The sequence below is a fragment of the Burkholderia sp. BCC1644 genome (assembly GCF_902833225.1).
Taxonomy (GTDB): domain Bacteria; phylum Pseudomonadota; class Gammaproteobacteria; order Burkholderiales; family Burkholderiaceae; genus Burkholderia.
This window is the reverse complement of sequence record NZ_CADFEI010000061.1, coordinates 1-574: the sequence shown is the minus strand read 5'-3', so window position 1 is coordinate 574 and position 574 is coordinate 1. Positions and strand designations below refer to the sequence as shown.

1 pseudogene is annotated in these 574 nt (G+C 62.7%); it reads left to right on the top strand.

The window, feature by feature from the left end:
* Positions 1-28 precede the first annotated feature (28 nt).
* Positions 29-574, top strand: a pseudogene (locus tag HWX87_RS37690) (type VI secretion protein VasK); the annotation flags it as partial.

Below are 574 nucleotides of genomic sequence, written 5' to 3'. Positions count from 1 at the left end.
CGATGCCGCGACTCTCGCCGCAGAGCTCATGCAGGCCCAGAAGGATAGGTACGGCTGGCGATGGCGCTATCGCGATCGTTGGGTTCTTGTTGCCGGTGACTATCCGCTCGTGCGGCGTCTCGCGCCTGGATTGGCGGATACCGGCTACGCGATTCTCGGCAATACGGTCGTGCTCTATGCGCGGCAAATTGACGACAAACTCGACACGGAATGGCTCGATCGGATTCGTCACCTGCGCCGTCGCCGTCCAGTCGACGCGATCGTGGCCATAACCCGTCACCGAAGTGCCAGCGATGCATCGTTTGACGTGGATGCACTCGCTGCGCGGCTTGCTCGTCACGCACGCGCGTTGCGCTGGGCTGCACCCACCTATCTCCTGGACGTGACGGATTTCGGGAGCGCAGGCGTCACTCCGGACGAAGCGATGGGCTTCACATGGGCCGACGCGCGCTTGAGTGCGGCGGTGATTGACGAATCGCTGGGAAATCTCGTAGACAACCTGTCGGTCGCCGGTGTCATGCGCCTTGCCGTGAATACCGATGATCGGTACCCGGCCGAACTGGCGCAGCACGTT